Source organism: Deinococcus sedimenti (genome assembly GCF_014648135.1).
Taxonomy (GTDB): Bacteria; Deinococcota; Deinococci; order Deinococcales; family Deinococcaceae; genus Deinococcus; species Deinococcus sedimenti.
The window spans coordinates 133653-153846 of sequence record NZ_BMQN01000004.1 but is presented as its reverse complement, the minus strand read 5'-3'; the positions used below and the strand labels follow the sequence as shown (position 1 = coordinate 153846).

The window sequence follows — 20194 nt, the reverse complement described above, 5'->3', positions numbered from 1 at the left end:
TCGTTTCATGGGACCTCCGGGGTGCAACTGGAATACGGCACGCTAGCACCCCCACGCCAGCCGGGGTGCCGCAGATGCCCAGGTACGCCAGAGGGCCTAGCGGCTGCGGTCGCGCAGGTACCCGTCGCGCAGGTGGCGCAGCAGTTCGGCGCGGCTGGCCTCCGGGTGGCGGCGGCGCTGCGCGGTCACGCCCCGCTCGATGGCCCCACGGTTGCCGCGCGTCAGGCGCAGGAGTTCCTCCTCCAGCGCCCGTTCGGCCCGCGTGCCGCTGCCCTGCGCCCGGCCCGACCGGGGGCCGACCCGGCGCAGGTCCCGCGTGAAGTGCAGCAGCGCCCACACGAACGCAGCCAGCAGCAGGATCAGCAGCAGCGCGTCCATGGACCTCAGCCCATCTTGATGAACATGGGGGGCTTCAAGCCGATCATGCGGGCCATGAGCCACACCTGCCCCTTGTGGTGAGCCTCGTGCGTGATGATCGTGTCGATCAGCGCCGCGACCGGCATCTCGCGCCCCCCGAAGGCCGGCACGCGGCGCGACAGGTCCTCGTCACTCAGGGCGCTGATGGCGTTCAGGGCGCGTTCCCGCGAGTCCCACAGGCGGCCGCGCGCCTCGGTCAGCGTGGCGCTCGGCTCGGGCATCGCGTCGGGCGCCTGGCCCTGCACCATGTTCAGGAACCGGTCGGCGCTGGCGGACAGGTGGTCGGACAGCCCGATGAAGCTCATGCCGCCGTCCCACGCGGCGAACGTGCCCTGATCCTCGGGCAGCTGCTCGAGCAGGTCGAGCAGGGCGGAACGGTGGGCCTGGAAGGTGCGGGCAAGGATGGCGCTGCGGTTCATGCCCGGCAGCATACCCAGCCGCGCGGGAGTGCTGCACCGGGGGGTGAACCCTCACGTTTGCTTCAGTGGTCCTCACGCAGCGTCAGGTGCCGTGGCGAACAGTGAAGGCATGACTCTGCGCCTCCTGCTGACCGCTGCCGTCCTGACGTCCTCACTGGCCCAGGCGCAGACGAGCGTCTTCAACATTCCTGCTCTGCCGCCCCGCAGCAGCGCCGCCCCCACGACCCCAGCCCCGGTTACCCCGGCCCCGAGCACCCCTGCGCCCGCCGCCAGCACCCTCCCCATGACCAATCCTGTGCTGAGGACCGAGCACAGCGCGAACCTCAACGGTCCCGGCAGCCTGCGAGTCGGGCAGGCGACCACCTGGACGTTCACGCTGTCGAACCTGGGCGAGCAGCCCATCAACCTGCAGCACGGGGCGTGCGACGTGCGCTTCGAGGTGCTTGACGCCGCCGGGAAGGTCGTGCGCGCCAACCCCACGAACACCGTGTGCACCATGCAGCTGGTCATGACGGACGTCGCGCCGGGCGAGACGATGGACGTGCAGGACATCCGCTGGGACGGCCGTGACAGCGCCGGACGCGCCCTGCCCGCCGGGGAGTACACCATCCGCGCGGTGTTCAGCGGGGCGGGCGTGCGAATCATGGCTGAGGAGTTCCCGGTCACCATCGAGAACTGAACCTGAACAGGAGGGGCGCGGCGCTGACATCACGCCGCGCCCCTTCCCTGTTTCAGCCGCGCAGCCGGGCGAGTTTCACGCTGTCCCAGCGCTGGCCTGCCCACGCCCGCGCCTGAGGGATGCGGGCGCACTCGTGGAAGCCCACGCGGGCCGCCGCGCGGATCATGCGTTCGTTGCCGCCCCAGGTGGTCAGCGTCAGGACGTGCGCGTCCGTCTCCGCGAACGTCGCTGCTGCCCACAGGTCCAGTGCCCGCGTCCCCAGCCCGGCGCCCCAGTGCCCCGGGTCGAAGATCAGGAGGCCCAGGTCCCACCACCCGCCGCCCGCCGGGGCTTCCTCGGCGCGGCTGACCTGCCCGATGCACACGCCGTCCAGCGCGATCACGCGCACGTTCCGACTGACCGGGCGGTCCAGGGTCTGATCGCGGTAGGTCTCGAATGGGAGCACCTCTGCTTCCTTGCGAACGGCGTGGAAGTACGGGGCGTCCCAGCGCTGCCACTCAGGGTCGGGTTCAGCGTGCGTCCAGCGCCAGAGGATCGGCAGATCGTCGGGATGACGTTCACGCAGGGTCAGGTCGGGGGTGCCGGGCATCGGTCCCAGCGTAGCGGCCCGCCCTGATCCGTGGGATGCGCCTTTTGCCGGATGCAACCCGGCCCGCCACCGGCGCGTAATGGGGGGCATGAGTGATGGAACCCCCGGACCGCTGACGCCGCCCGATTCGATGCTGAAAGCCCCGGAGGCCGTTCCGAGCGTGCAGGCGGGGCAGGCGCCCGAGATGGTGCCGCTGTCCCCCGAGGACCGCGCGCGGCTGGAAACCATGGCGCAGGCGTTTGCGCAGGACGTCCTGAGTGCGGGCGCGCACAGCCCGGAGTTCAAACGCAAACTGGACGCCGTGCATGAACTGGGCCTGCCCGAGCAGCGCGCCGCCGCGCAGAGCAGCAACCGCATGCTGGACCGCCCGCTGCGCGCCACGCGGGCCGGGGCGCTCGCGGAGGGCAGCGACATCCTGCGCGGCCTGACCGACCTGCGCCGCACCGTCGAGGACCTCGACCCCAGCCGCGCGCCCACCCCCCGCCGCCTGTTCGGGAAGCTGCCCGGCGGGAAGAAGGTGCAGAACCACCTCGACCGCTACCAGAGCGCGCAGTCGCACCTGAACGGCATCCTGGAGGCGCTGTACCGCGGGCAGGACGAACTGCGGCGCGACAACGCCACCATCGAGACCGAGAAGGTCCACCTGTGGGACACCATGCAGAAACTCCGGCAGTACGCGCACGTCGGCAAGGCCGTGGACGAGGCCCTGACCCGCCGCCTGACCGAGTTGCAGGTCACCGACCCAGAGAAGGCCCGCATGGTCAGCGAGGAACTGCTGTTCGCCGTGCGGCAGCGCGTCACGGACCTCCTGACTCAGCTGGCCGTGAGCATCCAGGGGTACCTCGCGCTGGATCTCGTGCGGCGCAACAACATGGAGCTCATCAAGGGCGTGGACCGCGCCACGACCACCACCGTCAGCGCCCTGAAGACCGCGCTGATGGTCTCGCAGGCGCTCGGGACGCAGCAGGCGGTACTGGGGCAGGTCACGGCACTGAACGACACGACGGGGCGCATGATCGGCTCGACCGCGCAACTCCTGAAGCAGCAGAGCACCGAGATCCAGCGGCAGGCGGGCAGCGCCACCGTGGACCCGCAGATCATCCAGGCGGCGTTCCGGGACGTGTACGGCGCGCTGGACGCCATCAGCGCCTACCGCACGCAGGCGCTGGACCGCTTCCGCGAGACGATGACCGTGCTGGACAAGGAGGTCGCGCAGGCGCAGACGTACCTGGACCGTGAACGCCAGAACGCCGCGCGTGAAGTCGCGCAGGGCCTGAACGTCACCGAGAAAGGCGACCTGAAACTCTGAACGCGCCGCAGGGACCGGACCGGGAGGGGGTGTTGGCGTGGCTCGCGGCTCGCTGGGCGGCCCTCCCAGCGCACCCGGTCGTGCGGGTCGCGGTGGACGGCGTGGACGGGGCGGGCAAAACCACCCTGGCCGACGAACTGGCCGGGCGGGTGCGGGCGCTGGGGCGGCCCGTCATCCGCGTGAGCATGGACGGCTTTCACCAGCCCCGCGCGGCCCGGTACGCGCGGGGGCGCACGTCGCCGGAGGGGTTCTACCGCGACTCGTACGACCTGGCGGCGCTGGTGCGCGAGGTGCTCTCTCCCCTGTCGCCCGGCGGGACCCTGCGCTATCGCCCGCAGGTGTTCGACGTGACCCGCGACGAACCCGTGCCCGGCCCTGCACTGTTGGCCGAGCCAGGCAGTCTCCTGATCGTGGACGGGCTGTTCCTGCACCGCCCGGACCTGCGCGACTGGTGGCACGACTCGGTGTTCCTGCGCGTGCCGTTCGCGGTGTCGGTGCCGCGTGGCGCGGCGCGCGGGCCGGGCTACGGCTCGCCCGACCCGGCGGCGGACAGCAACCGCCGCTACGTGGCAGGCAACGAACTGTACTTCCGCGAGGCGGACCCCGAAGCGCGGGCGGGCGTCGTGCTGGACTACACCGACCTGAATGCCCCCAGGGTCGTCACGGTCCGGTAAATACAGTCAGGGCCGCCTCCAGTTGAAGGCGGCCCCTGCTCGTGGGTGTTCAGTGGTGGTCGGCGCGGACGCTCTGGGTGTCGCTCATGCCCTCGGCGGGGATGAAGGTCATGCACTGGGCGGTCTGGCCGCTCATGCTGATCTCGACCTGCCCGGCGGTGCAGTTGTGGTCGTCGTTGAAGCGGCAGGTGGTGGCGTCGCAGCGGCTGACCATGCTCTTGTCGTCGTTCATGTGGGCCTCCGTGCCGCCCAGCGTGCGCGCTGCAGTCCGGGGGGACCGTGAGACGCGCTGCAAGGTGAAGGGAAGCTTTAAAACCGGAGTGCGCCGCTCCGGTTGCGCGGTATCAGGGCGCAGAGGCTGTGCTGATCGTGGTTCAGTCCCGCACAGGAAGCGGCACCTGGAGTGACGATCCTCAGCCGTCCCTCACTCAGTTGAGCAGGGTGGCGCGGATGCCCTGGGCGCAGGCGACGCGCCACGCGACCTGCGCGGCGTCCAGTTCGCCGTGTTCACGCAGTCCGGCGGCGATGACCTGCACCTCGCTCCAGGCGCGGCGCAGTCTGGATCGGGCGCGGCCCTGCAGGACGCTCAGGTACGCGTCGAGGGTCTCGCGTTCGTCGGGGTCGGTCAGGGCGCAGTCCAGCAGCATGCGCGCGTCGCGTCCGGTGGTGGGGGCGGGCGTGCCGGTCAGGGTGGCGGCCTCGCGGGCGGCCAGGGCGACCATGACGACGTCCTCGGCCAGCGCGCGGTTCAGGCGCAGCGCGGCGGGGTCGGGCGCGCAGGTGTACGTGACGCCGCTCAGGGTGACGCGTTCCAGGCGCAGCGGGGCGCGGGGGTGGGTGTGCGCCAGGTAGGCCTCGGCGGCCCAGGTCAGCGCGGCGGTCCCGGCGTCGGGGGTGGCGTCGGGCGCGTGGGGGGTGAGGTGGGGGCTGGTCATAATCCTGACTTCCGGACTCAGGATAGGGCGGGGGACGTGAGACGCATGACCCGCTGTCCAGAACAGTGGGACTCCGCCATCAGGCGCCCGGGGTCAGCCGCCCTTCGCCTCCACCTCGGCCTGCTTGGCGCCCCAGGCTTCCATCTTCGCTTCCAGCTGCACTTCCAGGTCGTGCGCGGCCTGCCCCAGCGCCACGAAATCCGCGTCGGCAGCGGCGGCGCCCAGTGCGGCCTGCGCGGCCTCCAGTTCGCCCTCCAGGCGGGCGATATCGGCCTCGATGGCCTCCACCTCGCGCTTGAGGTGCCACAGGCCCTTGCCCTTCGGCGCGGCGGGTTTCGCGCTGACCTTCGGTGCGGCGGCCAGCGCCTCGGCCTCCAGTTCGGCGGCCGTGCGGTGCTTGGCCTTGTAGTCCTCCCAGCCGGGGTACTCGAAGAACTGCCCGTCCTCGATCAGCCAGATGCGGTCCGCGAGGCCCTCGATGAACGCGCGGTCGTGGCTGACCATCACCAGCGTGCCCGTGAAGTCGTCCAGCGCGGCTTCCAGCGCCTCGACCATCTCCATGTCGAGGTGGTTGGTGGGCTCGTCCATGATCAGGAGGTTGTGGTCCTCCTGCGCGAGTTTCAGCAGCGCCAGCCGCGCCCGCTCGCCGCCCGAGAGGATGCGCGCCTGCTTGTCGTGCTGGTCGTACGGGAACATGAACGTGCCCAGCAGGTCGTGCGCTTCCGGGTCCTTCTGGGTGTACGCGCGGGCCACGTCGTACAGCGTCTCGCTGGGTTCCACGCCGCGCAGCGCCTGATCGTAGTACCCGACGGTGACGCGCGCCCCGGTCAGGATGCGGGCGCGCGGATCGTCGCTGGGTTCCAGGCCCAGCAGGGTGCGCAGGAAGGTGGTCTTCCCCGCGCCGTTGCGGCCGATGATCGCCACGCGTTCCCCCTGACGGATCTGCACGTTCACGTCCCGGAACAGCTGCCGTCCGCCGGGCAGCACGCGCGTGACGTGCCGGGCGTCCAGCACGACCTCGCCGCTCTCGGGCGCGTGGAAGGTGATGCGGGTCGTGCGCTGCTCGGGCGGCGGGGCATTGGTGGCGCGGGCCTGCATGCGGTCCACGCGGGCCTGCATGGCCTTGGCCCGCCGGGCGAGCTTGCTCATGCCCAGACCCCAGATCTTCATGCGGTCCGCACTGGCCTGCAGGGACGCGATCTGGCGGCTTTCCACCGCGAAGCGCGCCGCCTGCTGTTCCAGTTCGGCGGCCAGCGTCTCGCGGAACGTCGTGTAGTTCCCGGCGTACACCTTCATGGTCCCGCCGCGCAGGTACGCGGTCTCGCGGGTGACGGTGTCCAGGAACGCACGGTCGTGGCTGATGACCAGCACCGCGCCGGGGTAGCGGCCCAGGAAGCCTTCCAGCCACTCGACCATCACGATGTCCAGGTGGTTGGTCGGCTCGTCCAGCAGCAGCACGTCCGGGTTCTCCACGAGCAGCGCGGCCAGCCCCAGCCGCGTGCGCTCGCCGCCGCTGAGGCTGGCCGCCAGATCGGCCTCGCGGCCCCGGAAGCCGAACGCCAGCGTCACGGCGTCCTTGCGGCTGCGCCGCTCGAAACCCCCGCGGCGCTGGTAGTGCTCCAGCACGGCCTCGTGGTGCAGGATGCTCTCGGGCGTGCCGCTGCTCATGGCGTCGGCCGCCTCGCTCAGTTCCGCCTCCAGCTGATCCAGGTCGTGGAATGCGGCGTCCAGCACGCTGTCCACCGTCGCGCCCGGCGGGAACACCGGGTCCTGCTGCAGGGAACGCACCCGCACGCCCGGCGCGCGCTTCACGACGCCCCCGTCCGGCAGCAGCTGCCCGGTCAGGAGTTTCAGCAGCGTGCTCTTCCCCGCCCCGTTGCGCCCCACGAGGCCCACCCGGTCGCCGGGCTGCACGGCGAAGGTCACGTCCTGCAGGACGGTCAGCGGTCCATATTCCTTACTGGCGTCCACGGCGGCAACAAGCACGCCCCGCAGTATAGGGCGCGGCGTGAACACACGCGGGACGTGCAGGCTGAGGGAAACTGTCAGATTTCTCTCTTACACTGAAGGGGATGACGCGGCGCGCAGCCTCCCCTTCTCCCGGCCAGACGGGACGGTGCCGCCCGTGCCCGCACTGGCCCGCACCCGGTCGAGATGCCACGCTCTGCTGAACGCTCGCTGGCCGCGATCACCGCCCCCGTCGCGGCGATCCTGGCCGCGCTGCTGGCCCTGGCCATGCCGGACAACCCCCGGTTGCAGGACGCACTGAACCGCGCCCTGCCCGCCCCGCCCGAACACCGGGTGGTGTTGGTCGGCATTGACGACGCGTCCCTGCGTGACTACGGTCCCCTGGCCAGCTGGCCGCGGGACCTGTACCGGCAGGCGCTGGACACCCTGGAGCAGGCAGGCGCGGCGGCCGTCGGGGTGGACGTCCTGCTGAACGACCCGGCGCAGAACGACGTGCGGCTGCGCGAGGCGTTCAGCGGGTCGAACGTGGTGCTGGGCACCGACCCCGGCAGCGCCGCACCCGGCGGCCGCGAACCCAGTGGCGTCAGCGCCCTGAACGTCAGTACCGACGGCATCGTGCGGACCTTCCAGACCGCCTACCCGGACGCGGCCGGTACGCTGCGACCCAGTTTCGCGCGGCAGCTGGCCGTCGCCGCCGGACGGCCCGTGCCGCTGAGCGACCGCCCCCAGGTGCTGCGGTCCACCTCGCCGGACCGGGACCGGCTGCCGGTCATTCCGTTCCGGGACGTCGTGCGCGGCAACGTCCGGTATGCCGACGTGCAGGGCCGCATCGTGGTGATCGGCCGGACCGACAGCCGGGCAGGCCAGACGGCTGTACGGGACCTCACGGGGCAGACGGTCGCCGCGCCGGAGATGCAGGTGCGCGCCGTGTCCAGCCTGCTCAGCCCCCCGTTCCGGACACTGCCCGCTTGGCTGGTCGCGCTGCTCGCGGCGGCGCTGGCCGTCACGGCAGTCCTGACCCGCGGCCTGTGGGGGTTCGGGCTGGCGTTCCTGGCGCTGCTGGCCGCCGGGCCGCTGTGGCTGCTGAGCGTACTGCTGCCCGGCGTGACCCTGTCGTTCGCAGCGATCATCGGGACGGCCCTGGTGGCGCTGGAACGCTGGTGGAACCTGCGGACCCTGACCCTGCGTGACCCCCTGACCGGGTTCGGGAACCGCGTGGCGTTCACGCGGGCCCTGGAGCAGCGCTGGGCCAGCCGGGCGGCGCGGCCGCTGGGCCTGCTGCTGGTGGACCTGAGTGGCTTCCGTAAGGTGAACGAACTGTACGGAGCGCACGCCGGGGATGAACTGCTCCGGGACCTGTCGGGCCGCATCATGCGGCAGAAGCGGCGCGGGGACCTGTTCTTCCGCTGGGGGCCGGACGAGTTCGCGGTGCTGCTGGATCAGGCGAGCGCGCAGGACATCGCGGAGATCGCGCAGCGCGTGCAGGAGTCCCTGGACCGCCTGACGTACCGCGACCTGCCCCTGCGCGCCAGTGTCGGCGCGGCCCGCACGGGGAGCGAGATCGAGACGCCGGTGGATCTGGTGGAGGCCGCCAGCCGCGCCCGCTACCGCGTGAAGTACCAGCGGGAGCAGCGCAGCTGAAGGCTGCTGCCCGGTCCACCCCCTGCGCAGTTCTGGGAGGGTGCTCTGCTGCGCCGCTCGTCTGACAGCGGTTTCCAGTTCCATTGAAGGGCCAACACCACGCCCTTCAATTCCACTTCCAACCGCTGGTGGTGTCAGGTGCTCGCCCCGCTCGTTGAGGAGTATTGAAGTGCCCTTCAAGACTCCTGAATTCTGCTGTGAGATTGGCCGAGGACACGGTGCGGTCTCACCGGGACCTGCGGTGGGTTGTGCCGGACGCGGCCGCCGGGCCTGGTGGTGGACTAGACCTGGGGGAGGTCGCATCGTCCAGATGACTTAGATGGCGGTCGATATTGACAGCCGCCTATATAGATGGCAATCTATGGATGTGCCTGATGTCAGTCCGTTCGACCTGCTCCTCACCCGCCTGCGCGCCCTCGGGGACCCCACCCGGCTCAGGATCGTGCAGCTCATCGGAGAAGCCAGCCAGAAGAACGAACAGGCACGCGACAGCGGCGAGCACCCCGCACCCGTCAGCATCTCCGCCACCCTCGGCCTGACCCAGCCCACCATCAGCCACCACATGAAAGTGCTGCTTGAAGCCGGACTGGTCACCTCCGAGAAGAAGGGCACCAAGGTCTACTACAGCCTGAACCCCGACGGATTCCGCGACCTGACCACCTTCTTCGAACCGCTCGCCCAGCCCTGCAAAGACGACTGAAGCGCCCCACTCCCATGATCTGCCCGCCACCCAGCGCGCAGCAGGCCTCTCTCACACGGATTCCGTCTGTTTCCCGAACAGATCGGAACACCACCGATCCGTCCACTCCACGCCCGGAAACCGTTTTTCTCCCCCTCTGCTGCGCAGCTCTACGAGTCGCATCCGCTCGGATTGAACGGCTTCATAAACCATTCCATCGGAGTCCCTCTCACCCTTTGGAGGACCACATGCACGACCTGCACCTGAAAGAAGTCGTCGACACCCGCACCGCCCAGTATGAACAGGTCCGCGAACAGCTGGCCCTGGAACGGCAGCTGCGCGCCACCCAGCCGCACCGCACCGCGCTGCGCGCCACGCTGGCCGCCCGCCTGCGCCGCCTCGCCGATCAGCTCGACCGGCCCGCCGCGCCCGCCTGCTGCTGAAGTCCACCGGAGGAACCCCATGTCCACCCCGCCCACGCTGCTGCTCATCGACCTGCAACAGGGGTTCACCGATCCCCGCTGGGGCCCGCGCAACAACCCGCACGCGGAGGCGAACGCCGCGCGGCTGCTCGGCGCGTGGCGCGACCGGGGCTGGCCCGTGATTCACGTGCAGCACGTCTCGCAGGACGCGAATTCGCCCCTGCGGCCTGGGCAGACCGGCGTGGACTTCATGCCCGCCACCGCCCCTCGACCCGGCGAGGCGACCGTGCAGAAGCACGTGAACAGCGCGTTCATCGGCACCGACCTGCACGCACGATTGCAGGCGCTGCGGGTGCAGGACCTCGTGATCGCGGGCCTGACCACCGACCACTGCGTGTCCACGACCACCCGCATGGCCGGGAACCTCGGCTACCGCGTGCAGCTGGTCGGGGACGCCACCGGCACCTTTGACCGGGTCGGCCCAGACGGCACCCACCACCCGGCGGCGCAGCTGCACGCCGCGCACCTCGCAAGCCTGCACGGCGAGTTCGCCACGGTCGTCACGACCGCCGGACTGCTGGACGACCTGCCCGCTCCTGCCTGACGGGGGCCACAGAAGGAGGCCCGACCTGATCCCGGTCGGGCCTCCTCGTCTGGTGCTTCCGGTCAGCGTCCGGCGAGCATCGCCCAGATGTCGGGGTGCGCCACGAACGCGTACCAGAGGTTCGGGAGCAGGCCCAGCACCGTGACGCCCGCCACGCCCAGCGCGACGGCCAGGGTGGTGGGGGGCCGCTGGCCGAGGCCGTACTCACGCGCGGGGGTGCGGTCGGGCATGAACATCAGCATGGCGGGGCGCAGGTAGTACACCAGCGCGGCGACGCTGGTGAGCGCGGCGAGGATGCTGATCCACGCGTACCCGTTCTGGAAGGCCGCCTGGAACACCAGGTACTTCCCGAAGAAGCCCGCGAAGGGCGGCAGGCCCGCCAGCGAGGCGAGGCACACGGCCAGCGCGACGGCGTAGCCGGGGTGGCGGTAGTACAGGCCGCGCATGTCGGTGATGCTGAAGCCCTCCTCGCTGCGCTGGAGGGCGGCGACGATGGCGAGCGCGGCGGCGGTCATAAGGGTGTACACGAGCAGGTAGTACCCGAGGGCCGCGCCGCCCGCGGCGGGCGTGCCGAGCAGGGCCATGCCCAGGAAGCCCGTGTGCGCGACCGCCGAGTACGCCAGCATGCGTTTGAAGTTCGTCTGGCGCAGTGCGGCGAGGTTCCCGATGATCAGCGTCGCGGCGATCAGGACCGCCAGGACGGAGTGCCAGCCGGGGACGTTCTCCAGCGCGCCGGAGAACACGCGGAGCATCCCGGCGAACGCGGCGACCTTCACGACGGTGCTCAGGAACAGGCTGACGCTGGTGGGCGCGCCGCCGTACACGTCGGGCGTCCACTGGTGGAAGGGTGCCAGCGCGACCTTGAAGCCGAACCCGCAGAGCATCAGCAGCGCCCCGCCGACCAGGATGCCGACGTTGTCGGGGTTCAGGGTGCTGGTCTTCTCGGCGATGGCGGCGTAGTTCAGGCTGCCGGTCGCGCCGTACACGAACGCCAGGCCGTAGATCAGCACGGCGCTCCCGGCGGCGCCCAGCAGGAAGTACTTCAGCCCGCTTTCCTCCGCGCGGCGCGAGCCCTGCAACGTGGCCAGGACGTAGGAGCTGAGGCTCATGATCTCCAGGCCGATCAGCATGACGATCAGGTCGCCACTGAAGGCGATCAGCAGGCAGCCGGTGACGGCGTACATGAGCATCGCGTCGAATTCGGGGAAGGACACGCGGGCGCGCCACGCGGTGTCCAGCGTGACGAGCAGCGTCATGAGGGTCCCGGCGAGGATCACGAAGCCCAGCAGCAGCGCGGCGTGGTCGGCGCGCAGTCCGCCGCCGAAGGAGGACAGGTCGCGGTTCCACAGCCAGCCGAGGCTGACCGCCGACGCGACCACGGTGCCGATGTTGATGAGGGTCAGGGTGCGGCGGCTGAGCCAGAAGCCCAGCAGTGTGCTGCTGATCGCGCCTGCGAGGACGAGCAGGATGGGCAGCAGGGGCGTGAGGGACGCTTCGGGGACTTGCAGCATGTCAGTTGCCTCCCAGGGCGCTCAGGACGGCGCGCACGGCGGGCTGCATGAGGTTCAGGGCGGGGGTGGAGTACACGCCGAAGAGAACCAGCAGCCCCAGCGGGATGCCCAGGATCAGCCACTCGGTGTGCACGAGGTCACGCACGGTGACGGACCCGGCGGGCCGCGCCTGCCAGAAGGTGTGCTGGAAGGCGGTCAGGGCGTACGCGGCGGCGGCGATGGTCGTGATGCCCGCAATGAACGTCAGCCACGGGGAGACCTGGTACGCGCCGAGCAGGATGCTGAACTCGCCGATGAAGCCCGCCAGACCCGGCACGGCGATGCTGGCGAACCACAGGGCCATGGTCAGGCCGCTCAGGGCGCCCGCCTGGGTCATGACGCCGCCCACGCGGGTGTCCAGGCTGCCGATGCGTTCCTGCAGCATGCCCACCGAGAGGAACAGCGCGCCGGTGTAGAGGTTCTGGAAGGCCAGGAGGTACATCGCGCCGATCACGGCCGTCTCGTTCAGGGAGAACACGCCCAGCGCGACGAAGCCCATGTGGCTGAGGCCCGCGTAGGCGAGCAGGCGTTTCCAGTCGGTCTGCCGGAACGCGATCCACGCGGCGTACAGCGCCGTGAACGCGGCGAGGCCCATCAGGATGGGGCGCAGTTCCAGGCTGGCGTCCGGGAACAGCGGGATGGCGAAGGTGAAGATGCCGTACCCGCCGACCTTGTACAGGGTGCCCATGACGTCGGGCACGCCGCTGTCGTGGTTCTGCTCGTGGAAGTCCGGCAGCCACGCGTGCAGCGGCCACAGCGGCAGCTTGACGGCCATGGCGGCCAGGAAGCCCAGGTACAGCCACGTCTGCGCGCTGCCCTGCACGAGGTTCTGTTTCAGGTCGGTCATGGCGAAGCTGGGGCTGCCGCCCAGGTAGCGCACGCCGATGATGCTGACGAGCATCAGCAGGCTGCCGAACAGCGTGTACGCGGCGAATTTCACCAGGGCGGCCATGCGTCCGCTCTTGCCGTACATGGCGAGCATCAGGAGCGCGGGAATCAGGGCGTCCTCGAAGAACACGTAGAACAGCATCAGATCCTGCGCGGCGAAGATGCCGATCAGGCCCGTCTCCATGGCGAGGATCAGCGACAGCATCGGGCCGGGGTTGGGGATGCGGCGCGCGGCGTACAGGATCGCGATGAACGACATCAGCGCCGTGACGAGCGCCAGCGCGAGGCTCACGCCGCCCAGCTGCACGGAGTACGTGATGCCCAGCGGGGGAATCCAGTCCCAGCGGAACAGGTCCGAGCCGCCGCCGCGCCAGATGGCGAGGCCCGCGCCGAGCGTCAGGGCGGCGATGAAGCCCGCGACCTCGTCCCGGAAGGTTTTCGGCGTGACGAGCAGCAGCAGGCTACCCAGGAGGGGCAGGAAGATCATGAGGGTGGGAAGCCAGTCGGTGAAGGAGTTCATGCGCCGCTCCCGATGGTCTTGAGGGCCCAGTAGCCGATGATGGCGGCGGTGCCGAGCAGCATGCTGACGGCGTAGGCGCGCACGAAGCCGCTCTGCCACAGCGTGAACAGTCCGCCGGGGCCGCTGGCGTTGCGGGCGACGCCGTTCAGGGCGTCGTCGGTGCCGCGGTCCACGGAGTCCAGCGCGCCCGCGATGGCGCGGCTGGGGGCGGACACGACGTTGTCGTACAGCGCGTCGAGGTACAGGCTGTTGCGGCTGAGTTCACCCAGCGGCCCGGTCGCCAGCGCGCCGCGGCGGTGTGCGAGGAACGCCCAGCCCAGCCCCAGCACGCCCGCGAGGACGGCGAAGACGGTCAGCATCCACTCGGTCGCGACGGGAATCTCGTGCGCGTGCAGCGGGACCGCGCGGCCGATGTAGTTGTCGAAGGCGTGACTGCCGAATGGGAGGAACTTGGGAATGTTCAGGAACCCGGCCAGGGTCGCCAGCGCGGCCAGCACGCCCAGCGGGATCTTCGTGAGGGTGTCCGCCTCGTGCGGGTGGCCGTGCCCGCGGTACGCGCCGCGCCACACCAGGAAGTACCAGCGGCCCATGTAGAACGCGGTGAGCAGCGCCACGCCCAGCCCGATCAGGTACAGCGGGAGGCTCTGTTCGTACGCGGCGGCCAGGATCGCGTCCTTGCTGAAGAAGCCGCTCCAGATGGGAATCCCGGCGATCGCCAGCACGCCCGCCACGGACACGAGGTGCGTGAACGGCATGAACTTGTGCAGGCCGCCCATCTTCCGCACGTCCTGCTCCTCGTGGAGGGCGTGGATCACCGCGCCCGCCGCGAGGAACAGCAGCGCCTTGAAGAACGCGTGCGTGAGCAGGTGGAACACGCCCGCCGAGTACGCGTGCAGGCCCACCGCGAGGAACATGTAGCCCAGCTGCGACACGGTGGAGTACGCCAGGATCTTCTTGATGTCCGACTGGTTCAGCGCGGACAGCGCGCCGTACAGCGCGGTCAGGCCGCCCACCCACGCCACCCACAGGCTGGCGTTCGGGGCGAGGTCGTACAGGAAGTGACTGCGCGCCACGAGGTATACGCCGGCCGTGACCATGGTCGCCGCGTGGATCAGCGCGGAGACGGGCGTGGGGCCCGCCATGGCGTCCGGCAGCCAGGTCGTCAGGGGCAGCTGGCCGCTCTTGCCGACCGCGCCGACCAGCAGGAACAGGCACGCGAGTTCGATGCCCGCCTGCGCCACCTGCGCGCCCTCGACCCGCTCGGCGAGTTCGGGGATGCTGAGGGTGCCGTACAGCTTGAACAGCAGGAACATGCCGAGCATGAAGCCCAGGTCCCCGATGCGGTTCATGATGAACGCCTTGCGCGCCGCGTTGCTGTTGCTGACGCCCTCGGCGTCGCTGGCGGCACGCACCTGCGCGTCGCTCGCCTCGCTGTTCCGGCCGTTGAACCAGAAGCCGATCAGCAGGTACGACGCCATGCCCACCCCCTCCCAGCCGACGAACATCAGCGGGTAGGAGTCGGCCAGCACCAGGATCAGCATCATCGCCACGAAGAAGTTCAGGAACGCGAAGAAGCGCGTGAACTTCGGGTCGTGCCCCATGTACGAGATCGAGTACAGGTGAATCAGGAAGCCCACGCCCGTGATGATCAGCGCCATCAGCGCCGAGAGCTGGTCGAGCCAGAAGCCCACCGACAGGTTGGCGTTCAGCGCCATGTTCGGCAGCCATGCCCACAGCACTTCATGGGCGGGCGCGCCCTGGTTCAGGTAGCGGATGACGGCGACGATGAACGCCGCGCCGACCATCCCGGTCGCCAGCCAGCCCCCGGTCTTTCCGGGGAACAGGCGGGGCAGCACCATCAGGGCCGTGAAGCCCAGCAGCGGCAGCAGGGGCAGCAGGTACAGAGCAGGAAGACTATCCACAGGTTGCCACTCAGCCTTTCAATGCCGCGAGGTCGTCCACGTTCGTGGTCTCGCGTTTACGGAAGATCGCGACGATGATCGCCAGCCCGATCGCCACCTCGGCGGCGGCCAGCGTCATTACGATGAACACGGCCGTCTGCCCGGTCGGGTCGCCCCAGGACCGCGCGAACGCCACCAGCGCGAGGTTCGCGGCGTTCAGCATCAGTTCCACCGACAGGAACACCATGATCGCCGTGCGGCGCGTCAGCACGCCGATCATGCCCAGCGCGAACAGAATCCCGGACAGGCCCAGGTAGAAGGTGGTGGGCACCATCAGGCACGCACCTCCCCTTCGTTCATGAGGGCCGGGGCGGCCCCGCGCGGCGCGGCGACCCGCTCCTCACGCGCGGCCCCCACCGGTTCCTCCAGTTCGTCCGGCACGCCGTCCGGCTGCGCGGCCGGGCGCTGCACGAGCGCCACCGCGCCCACGATCGCCACGAGCAGCAGGATGCTCACCGCCTCGAACGGCAGCAGGAAGCGGGTCAGGAGGGTCTCCCCCATCACCAGCGCGGACCCGCCCCGCAGCGCCTCGGCGCCCTCGGCCAGCGGACGCGGGTCCTTGTACGTGAAGGCCAGCACCACGAACGCCCCGGCCAGCAGCGTCCCGCCGATCCCGGCGAGTTCCCGCACGTACGGCACCGGGTCACGCGACGTGACCGGCTGGTTCGCGTTCAGGAGCATGATCACGAACAGGAACAGCACCATCACCGCGCCCGCGTACACGATCACCTGCGTCGCCGCCAGGAACGACGCGTTCAACGTGGCGAACAGGCCCGCCACGCACAGAAGCGTGCCCACCAGCCCCAGCGCCGCATGCACCGCGTTCCGCGCCGCGATCGTGATCACGCCCCCCACGATCGCCAGCGCGCCCAGCAGGATGAACGCGAGCATCATGGGCGGCCTCCGGCCACGGGGTGTGGGATGTGGGAAGTGGGCAGTGGGAGGCACACCGGGCGCGGGGCGCGGGGCGCAGGACAACCATCAACTTTCAACCATCGACCATCGACTCTCACGGGTACTTCACTCCTTCCAGTTCCGCGCGGGGCTGCCCTTCGAGCTGGAAGCCCAGGCGGACGGGTTTGCCCTTGCGTTCAGCCTCGCGGCGCTGCGGGACGCTGCCGGTCACGCCGACGAGCATGTCTTCCTTGGCGTACACGAAGTCGCGGTAGCGGTAGTCGGCCATCTCGAACTCGTTGCCCATGACGACCGCGCCGGTGGGGCACGCTTCTTCGCACATGCCGCAGAAGATGCAGCGCAGCATGTTGATCTCGTACACCTTCGCGTAGCGCTCGCCGGGCGACACGGGCGCGGCCGGGTCGTTCTCGGCGGCTTCCACGTAGATGGCGTAGGCGGGGCACGCGGCGGCGCACAGGCTGCAGCCGATGCACTTCTCCAGTCCGGTGCCGGGGTGGCGGGTCAGGACGTGCCGCCCACGGAAACGGGGTTGCAGCGTGGCGCGCTGTTCGGGGTAACTGACGGTCACGGGTTTCTGGAACAGTTTCCCCAGCGTGACGCCCATGCCCTTGGCAATCTCAAGAACGCCCATGGTTGGCTCCTTTGGTGGGGTGGGTGGCGGGCATCAGTCGCCTCCGGCGCGGACGATGTCGCCTTCGGGGCGGATGCTGGGCTGGTTCCACAGGACGCGCACGCGGTCGCTCATGACGAGCAGCGCGAGCACGCCCGCGAGGCTGAGGACGCCGAGGAACCACAGGCCGCCGGAGCCGCGGAACGCGAGGAACGCGGCGGTCATGACGGTGTTGGCCAGCGCCAGCGGGAGGACGAGTTTCCAGCCGAAGCGCATCAGCTGGTCGTAGCGCAGGCGCGGGAGGGTGGCGCGCACCCAGATGAACAGGAACAGGAAGAACGCGATCTTCACGATCAGCCAGATGAGCGGCCAGTCGCTGATGCCGGGAATCAGGGCGTTGAGGAACTGCGGGCCTTTCCAGCCGCCGAAGAACAGGGTGGCCATGACGGCGGACGCGGTGATCATGTTCACGTACTCGGCCATCTGGAACAGCGCCCACTTGATCGCGCTGTACTCGGTGAGGTACCCGGCGACGATCTCCTGCTCGGCTTCCGGCAGGTCGAACGGCGTGCGGTTCGTCTCCGCGAAGGACGAGATCAGGAACAGCACGAAGCCCAGCGACTGGAAGAGGATCATCCAGCCGTTCTGCGCCTGCCAGCCGACGATGCCGTGGAAGGAGGTGGTGCCGACGATCATCAGCAGGCCCAGCAAGCTCAGGCCCATGCCGAGTTCGTAGCTGATCATCTGCGCGCTTGACCGCAGGCCGCCCAGGATCGGGTACTTGCTGCCGGACGCCCAGCCGCCCAGGAAGATGCCGTACACGCCCATGCTGGTCAGGGCCAGCAGCGCGAGGATGCCGGTGTCGAGGTTGTACACCCAGGGGTTCTCCCCGAAGAGGCTCCCGGCGGGCCCGGCTGGCAGGCCGCCGAAGGCGGTCAGGGCCATGCCGATCGCGACGATGGGCGCGAGGGTGTACACGAGCTTGTCAGCCAGGGTGACGGTGACGTCCTCCTTGAAGATGCTCTTGATGGCGTCCGCAGCGGGTTGCAGCAGGCCCATGGGCCCCACGCGGTTCGGGCCGGGGCGCAGCTGCATGCGGCCCAGCAGGCGGCGCTCGATCAGGGTCATGTACGCGAAGGTGGTCAGCAGGCCCAGGACGACGAGCACGGCCTTGAGCAGCGAGATGAGCAGGGTGGCAAGCCAGTCGGGCATCAGTCGTCCCCTCCGGGTTGAGGTGCCGCCGGTGCGACCGGCAGCGTCCAGCCGCCCTCCACGAGGTCGTGGATGCGCTCCACCCAGTCGCGGTCACGGGAACGCATGCGCTCGGTCCAGAGTTTCGGCGAGTGGGGCGCGGCGGGGGCCACGAACGTGCGGGCGAAGGTGTGCAGCGCGCCGCCCGCCTGGACCGTGGCGGTGTTCACGCCGACCCGTTCGGTCAGCAGCGTCTGCGCGCCGCGCTGCCCGCGCGCGGGGGCCTTCACGCCCAGCGCCTCGGCCAGGGCGGTCAGGGTGCGGATCAGGTCGGCGGCCTCGCCACTCTGGATCGCGGCGGGGTTCAGGGGCAGCAGGCGACCTTCCAGGTTCTGGACGGTGCCGCGCTTCTCGTAGTTGGTGACGGCGGGCAGGACCACGTCGGCCTGCTGGGCGGTGGTGGTCAGGTGCGTGTCGTGCACCACCGTGAAGCCCGCCGCGCGCGTGCCGGGATCGAGGCGGCTGATGAACGCGGCGGGCACCTCGCCCAGGCGTTCGATGCCCATCCCGCCGGTGCGGGGCACGAGGTTCAGCGCGGCCAGACCATTGCTGTTCGGCCCGGCGGGAATCGCGATGACCTTCGCCCCGGTGCGCGAGGCGAGGTCGGCCAGCAGCGCCGCCGCCGAGCCGCTCGCGCCGCGCAGGGCGTCCGCGCCCAGGATCAGCACGGGCCGTTCGGCGCTGTCCAGCAGGGCGCGCACGGCCTTCAGGTCGTCAGTGTCCGGGTGCACCAAGCGGGTCAGGGCGTTCTCGCCGTTCGCGCTGACGCGGTGCCCGGCGTGCCCCCACAGACGCGACTCGCCGCCGATCACGGCCAGCCGCTCGGGCTTCCGGGCGGGGCGCTCCACGAGGCGCAGGTCGGCAATCGCGGTGCCGTGCGCGAACTCGGCGGGCAGCAGGCCGCCGCGCAGCATCTCCAGGATGCGCAGTTCCAGCACCGGCGCTTCCTCGCCTAGGTCCGCGCCCAGCACGACGACGGCGTCGGCGGTCGCCACGTCCGTCAGGGTGGCGGTCGGCGCGATGAACACCGAGTGACGCGGGAAGTGATCCACGTGCCGGGCGTTCAGCGCGTCCGCCAGCGCCGCCAGCGCAGCGCCCTCCTCCAGCGTGGCGTCCGCGCCGACGAACAGGCCCAGGTCCGCCAGCGGCAGGCCCAGCAGCCCACGGTTGATCACGGTGATCGCCTCGTCCCACGTGGCGGGGACCAGCACGCCGTCCTCGTTGCGGATGAGGGGGGTGGTCAGGCGTTCCTCGCTGGCGAACGGGTGCCCGAAGCGGCCCGCGTCGCAGATCCACGCCTCGTTCACGTCGCGGTTCTCGCCCGCCACGATGCGTTCCAGGCGGCCGTTGCGGGCGTCCACCGTGATCGAGCACCCGACCGGGCACAGCGTGCAGGTGGTCGGCGTGTGGTCGTACTCCCAGTTGCGGCCCCGGAAGCGCGCCACGTTGTCCAGCAGCGCCCCCACCGGGCAGATGTCCGTGATGTTCCCGCTGAAGCCCGTGGGCAGCCCGCCCTCCTGCGTGTCGATGAAGGTGTGCCCGCCGCGCTCGATGAAGTCCAGCACCTCCTGGCCCGGCACCTCCTCGAAGTACCGCACGCAGCGTTTGCAGTGAATGCAGCGCTCCTGATCCAGGATCACGAAGTCCGACAGCGGGTAGTGTTTCTCCGCGTGGCGGCGGTCGAAGCCGAAGCGGCTCGCGCCGTACCCGTACTCGAACGCTCGGTCCTGGAGCTCGCACGCGCCACCCTTGTCGCAGGTGGGGCAGTCCAGCGGGTGGTTCAGGAGCGTGAACTCCATCATGCCCGCCTGCGCCTTCGCCACGACCTCGCTCGTCTTCGCGGTGCGGATGTGCATCCCCTCAGTGGCCTGCATCGTGCAGGATGCCATGGGCTTGGGGAACCAGAAGATCTTCGGCGTCGCCGCGTCCCCCTCCCCTTCCATCACGAACGACCCGTCCGGGTTCTTGCGGGGCGACCCGGACTCCACGAGGCACATCCGGCACGCCCCCACCGGGCTCAGGTACTTGTGCGCGCAGAAGTACGGCACGTCCCCCCCCGCCGAGAACACCGCGTCGATCGCGCTGGTGCCCGCCGGGAGTTCGACTTCGATTCCATCCACATGAACTTTCATTTCCGCACCTCACGGCGGGTCCGGCCCGGCA

21 protein-coding genes are annotated in these 20194 nt (G+C 70.1%); 7 read left to right on the top strand and 14 right to left on the bottom strand.

The features are described 5' to 3' along the window. Positions 1 to 96: 96 nt before the first annotated feature. Positions 97 to 378, bottom strand: a complete 282-nt coding sequence (locus IEY69_RS11385; protein WP_189073262.1) for a hypothetical protein — start codon at positions 376 to 378, stop codon at positions 97 to 99. A 5-nt stretch (positions 379 to 383) separates the two neighbouring features. Continuing rightward, positions 384 to 836, bottom strand: coding sequence for a DinB family protein (locus IEY69_RS11380; protein ID WP_229783881.1), 453 nt, complete (start codon positions 834 to 836; stop codon positions 384 to 386). 109 nt (positions 837 to 945) lie between these two features. On the opposite strand from IEY69_RS11380, the gene IEY69_RS11375 reads away from it, so the two are divergent. Next, entirely contained in the window at positions 946 to 1515 is a 570-nt protein-coding gene (locus tag IEY69_RS11375) for a FlgD immunoglobulin-like domain containing protein (RefSeq protein WP_189073260.1), read from the top strand. Positions 1516 to 1567: 52 nt separating this feature from the next. Here the strand turns inward: IEY69_RS11375 and IEY69_RS11370 are convergent, their stop codons facing one another. Then, a complete protein-coding gene (locus tag IEY69_RS11370) occupies positions 1568 to 2104 on the bottom strand; it encodes a GNAT family N-acetyltransferase (RefSeq protein ID WP_189073259.1) in 537 nt (178 codons plus the stop codon). 88 nt (positions 2105 to 2192) lie between these two features. Between IEY69_RS11370 and IEY69_RS11365 the strand changes: the two genes are divergently transcribed. Next, positions 2193 to 3413 carry a toxic anion resistance protein gene (locus tag IEY69_RS11365; RefSeq protein WP_189073258.1) on the top strand — a complete coding sequence of 407 codons (1221 nt, stop codon included), beginning with the start codon at positions 2193 to 2195 and terminating at the stop codon, positions 3411 to 3413. 29 nt (positions 3414 to 3442) lie between these two features. Next, entirely contained in the window at positions 3443 to 4087 is a 645-nt protein-coding gene (locus IEY69_RS11360) for a nucleoside/nucleotide kinase family protein (protein WP_189073257.1), read from the top strand. A gap of 49 nt (positions 4088 to 4136) precedes the next feature. Here the strand turns inward: IEY69_RS11360 and IEY69_RS11355 are convergent, their stop codons facing one another. The 3 genes from IEY69_RS11355 to IEY69_RS11345 form a co-directional block, all read right to left on the bottom strand. After that, positions 4137 to 4319 (bottom strand): DUF1540 domain-containing protein, encoded by a 183-nt coding sequence (locus IEY69_RS11355; RefSeq protein WP_189073256.1) that lies wholly within the window; start codon positions 4317 to 4319, stop codon positions 4137 to 4139. A gap of 196 nt (positions 4320 to 4515) precedes the next feature. Further along, positions 4516 to 5022 carry a hypothetical protein gene (locus IEY69_RS11350; protein WP_189073255.1) on the bottom strand — a complete coding sequence of 169 codons (507 nt, stop codon included), beginning with the start codon at positions 5020 to 5022 and terminating at the stop codon, positions 4516 to 4518. Between the two features lie 93 nt (positions 5023 to 5115). Beyond that, positions 5116 to 7008, bottom strand: coding sequence for an ABC-F family ATP-binding cassette domain-containing protein (locus tag IEY69_RS11345; RefSeq protein ID WP_189073254.1), 1893 nt, complete (start codon positions 7006 to 7008; stop codon positions 5116 to 5118). Positions 7009 to 7176: 168 nt separating this feature from the next. Between IEY69_RS11345 and IEY69_RS11340 the strand changes: the two genes are divergently transcribed. From IEY69_RS11340 to IEY69_RS11325, 4 genes are all read left to right on the top strand, one after another. Beyond that, positions 7177 to 8631, top strand: a complete 1455-nt coding sequence (locus IEY69_RS11340; protein ID WP_189073253.1) for a GGDEF domain-containing protein — start codon at positions 7177 to 7179, stop codon at positions 8629 to 8631. A gap of 361 nt (positions 8632 to 8992) precedes the next feature. Next, a complete protein-coding gene (locus IEY69_RS11335; protein WP_189073252.1) occupies positions 8993 to 9331 on the top strand; it encodes an ArsR/SmtB family transcription factor in 339 nt (112 codons plus the stop codon). Between the two features lie 227 nt (positions 9332 to 9558). Next, complete coding sequence (locus IEY69_RS11330; RefSeq protein WP_189073251.1) at positions 9559 to 9753, top strand: hypothetical protein; 195 nt, start codon at positions 9559 to 9561, stop codon at positions 9751 to 9753. A gap of 19 nt (positions 9754 to 9772) precedes the next feature. Further along, positions 9773 to 10336, top strand: a complete 564-nt coding sequence (locus IEY69_RS11325) for a cysteine hydrolase family protein (RefSeq protein WP_189073250.1) — start codon at positions 9773 to 9775, stop codon at positions 10334 to 10336. A 62-nt stretch (positions 10337 to 10398) separates the two neighbouring features. Here the strand turns inward: IEY69_RS11325 and IEY69_RS11320 are convergent, their stop codons facing one another. The 8 genes from IEY69_RS11320 to nuoG all read right to left on the bottom strand — a co-directional run bounded on the left by IEY69_RS11320 (position 10399) and on the right by nuoG (position 20163). Then, positions 10399 to 11847, bottom strand: a complete 1449-nt coding sequence (locus IEY69_RS11320) for an NADH-quinone oxidoreductase subunit N (protein WP_189073249.1) — start codon at positions 11845 to 11847, stop codon at positions 10399 to 10401. Position 11848: 1 nt separating this feature from the next. After that, on the bottom strand, positions 11849 to 13294 hold the full coding sequence (locus IEY69_RS11315) for an NADH-quinone oxidoreductase subunit M (RefSeq protein ID WP_189073248.1): 1446 nt from the start codon (positions 13292 to 13294) through the stop codon (positions 11849 to 11851). After that, positions 13291 to 15216 carry an NADH-quinone oxidoreductase subunit L gene (nuoL, locus tag IEY69_RS11310; protein WP_268243866.1) on the bottom strand — a complete coding sequence of 642 codons (1926 nt, stop codon included), beginning with the start codon at positions 15214 to 15216 and terminating at the stop codon, positions 13291 to 13293. The genes IEY69_RS11315 and nuoL overlap by 4 nt, the downstream gene beginning before the upstream one ends. A 10-nt stretch (positions 15217 to 15226) precedes the next feature. After that, a complete protein-coding gene (gene nuoK / locus IEY69_RS11305; protein ID WP_046843300.1) occupies positions 15227 to 15529 on the bottom strand; it encodes an NADH-quinone oxidoreductase subunit NuoK in 303 nt (100 codons plus the stop codon). Beyond that, positions 15529 to 16149 (bottom strand): NADH-quinone oxidoreductase subunit J, encoded by a 621-nt coding sequence (locus IEY69_RS11300; RefSeq protein WP_189073247.1) that lies wholly within the window; start codon positions 16147 to 16149, stop codon positions 15529 to 15531. Before IEY69_RS11300 ends, nuoK begins: the two co-directional genes overlap by 1 nt. A 115-nt stretch (positions 16150 to 16264) precedes the next feature. Further along, positions 16265 to 16801, bottom strand: coding sequence for an NADH-quinone oxidoreductase subunit NuoI (gene nuoI / locus IEY69_RS11295; RefSeq protein ID WP_189073246.1), 537 nt, complete (start codon positions 16799 to 16801; stop codon positions 16265 to 16267). A gap of 33 nt (positions 16802 to 16834) precedes the next feature. After that, complete coding sequence (gene nuoH, locus IEY69_RS11290) at positions 16835 to 17992, bottom strand: NADH-quinone oxidoreductase subunit NuoH (protein WP_189073245.1); 1158 nt, start codon at positions 17990 to 17992, stop codon at positions 16835 to 16837. After that, the gene (gene nuoG, locus IEY69_RS11285) at positions 17992 to 20163 is read right to left on the bottom strand and encodes an NADH-quinone oxidoreductase subunit NuoG (RefSeq protein WP_189073244.1); all 2172 of its coding nucleotides are present in this window, start codon (positions 20161 to 20163) and stop codon (positions 17992 to 17994) included. Before nuoG ends, nuoH begins: the two co-directional genes overlap by 1 nt. Positions 20164 to 20194: the final 31 nt, after the last annotated feature.